Here is a 2,365-nt window from a genome sequence, read left to right as displayed (position 1 = left end):
CCCCACCGGCGTGCCGATGGCCTTCGACCACCGCCGGGTGCTCGCCACCGCGATCGGGCGCCTGCGCGGCAAGATCAAGTATCGCCCGGTGGTGTTCGAGCTGATGCCGCCGCACTTCACGCTGCTGCAGCTCCAGCGCACCGTCGAGGCGTTGTCGGGCGCGCAGCTTCATAAGCAGAACTTCCGCCGCCTGGTGGCGCAGCAGGGGCTGGTGGAGGAGACCGAGGGCGTCACCAGCGGCACCGCCGGCCGTCCTGCGCGGCTCGTGCGCTTCCGCCGCGAAGTGCTGCTCGAACGCCCCGCGCCCGGGCTGCGCCTGACGCCGTCGCGGCGCGCCCAGTAGCGCCAAGTCACGCCATGAACGGCCGATACCAATCCTGGTCCTTAGCCGACGTTGTATTCTTGAATGTTGCTTTCCGGCAACGCTGGATCGGCGTGAATATTGTGACTGGATTATGACGAAGACTCGGCCGTAGAGTTCGATAGTCCTTCGCCATCGAGCGCGACGAGCGGCGCGAGGGGGCGAATCATGGACTTCAAGCAGGGCGTGTCGATCATCACGGTGATGGTCGCGACTTACGGGGCCGGCACAGCGCAGGCGCAGACCGTCAACACGACGCCGTCGAACGTGAACGTGCTGAACCTGCTCGGCCCGTTCCTCGGCCTCAACGGAACGACCGTCGGCCAGCAGACGCTGCAGCTCAACCTCTCGCAGGCGATCGCCCAGAACCAGGGTGCCTCGGTCGCCGACCTGCAGAAGGCGATCAGCGACAAGGCGCTGCCGGGCAGCGCCGCCTTCGCCACGACGATCACCCTCGCCAACGGGACCCGCGTCAACCTCGGGCCGGCCGACAACCTCGCCGGCGGCCTGCCGTCGCAGGCGCCGCAGAGCGCGGGCGGCCTGAGCCCCGTCCAGCCCTTCGGCGGCCTCGGGCCGCAGCTCGGCGCGATCTACCAGACCGGCATCCGCGCGAGCAACGCGACCTCCGGTCCGCTGACCGGCACCTTCAACCTGCTGAACCAGGCCTACAGCGTGTTCAGCGCCGACCTCGGCGTCGCGAAGAACTACTTCGCCAACGGCGCGGCGACGAACCCGAGCACAACGCCGGCCGGCTACGTGCCGGTGCCGGCGGTGGCGCCCGCCGGCTACACCCTGCCGACCGGTCCCTACACGATCCCCGCCGGCTCCCCCGCCGGAACGGCCGGGACGACCGGCACCCTGCCCAACCGCTCCGACAGCGTCCTCGACCTCGCCTACGGCGTGCGCAACACGCAAGCCGGCCAGGACGTCTACGGCTCCTCGCGGCCGATCCAGGTCGCGCAGGCCCGCTACAACGTCTTCGACCCGACGGCACTGAGCGGCATCGCCACCAACCCGTCCTTCCCGAGCGGCCACACGCAGTACGCCTATACCGACGGATACCTGCTCGCGATGCTGGTGCCGCAGCAGTACCAGAACATGCTGCTGCGCGCGTCGGACTACGGCAACAGCCGCATCGTGCTGGGCGTCCACTACCCGCTCGACATCATCGCCTCGCGGGCGTTCTCGGCCTACGACCTCGCCCAGGCCTTCACCAACCCGGCCTACGTCAACAACGCGGCCACGACCGGCACGGCGATCAACATGCCGGGCCTGTTCACCAAGGCCGCGGCCGAGTTGCAGGCCTACGAGGCGGCGCAGTGCGGCGACACCGTCGCGGCCTGCGCGGCGAGCGCGGCCAACACCGTGAACAACCCCTACCTGCCCTCGGCCGCCAACCAGGCGCTCTACCAGGCGCGCCTGACCTACGGCCTGCCGACCCTGACCTTCGCGCAGGCCCCGCGCGAGGCGGCCCCGGCCAACGGCCCCGACGCCTCGATCCTGCTGGCGCCGCTCTACGGCGGCAGCACCGCCGCCGCGCGCACGATCGCCCCGAACGGCGGCCTCTACGGCACGCTGCAGACGAGCACGATCAACCAGATCCTGGTCAACACCCAGACCAACGCGCTCGCCGCCCTCTACGGGACGGACCTGAGCTACTGGGCCCGCCTCGACCTGTACTCGGCCGCGGGCTACTTCGGGAACGTCGCCGGCACCCTGCGGATGGACGCCGCCGACACGCTGAACACCAACGTCGGAATCGGCGGCGGCGGCGCGCTCTACGCCAACGGCACCATCGCCGGCCTCGTCACCGTCAACGGCGGCGGCCTGCTGGGCGGCACCGGCACGGTCGGCGGCATCACCGCGCTGTCGGGCGGCACCGTGGCGCCGGGCAATTCGATCGGCACGCTGACGGTCTCGGGCAACGCGGCGTTCGCGGCGGGCTCGACGTTCCAGGTCGAGGCCAACGCCGCCGGCCAGTCCGACCGGCTCGCCGTCGGCGGC

The 2,365-nt window shown here is 70.8% G+C and carries 1 protein-coding gene and 1 pseudogene; both read left to right on the top strand.

What is annotated here, in order from left to right; translation table 11 throughout:
- Positions 1 to 343: pseudogene (locus FV222_RS23380) on the top strand (hypothetical protein); the annotation flags it as partial.
- Positions 344 to 529: 186 nt separating this feature from the next.
- Positions 530 to 2,365: phosphatase PAP2 family protein (locus FV222_RS31940; RefSeq protein ID WP_147815761.1), on the top strand; the 1,836-nt coding region annotated here is incomplete at its 3' end.

Origin of the sequence: Methylobacterium sp. WL103, from assembly GCF_008039885.1 — a bacterium.
Taxonomy (GTDB): domain Bacteria; phylum Pseudomonadota; class Alphaproteobacteria; order Rhizobiales; family Beijerinckiaceae; genus Methylobacterium; species Methylobacterium cerastii.
This window is presented reverse-complemented; position numbering and strand designations above follow the sequence as displayed.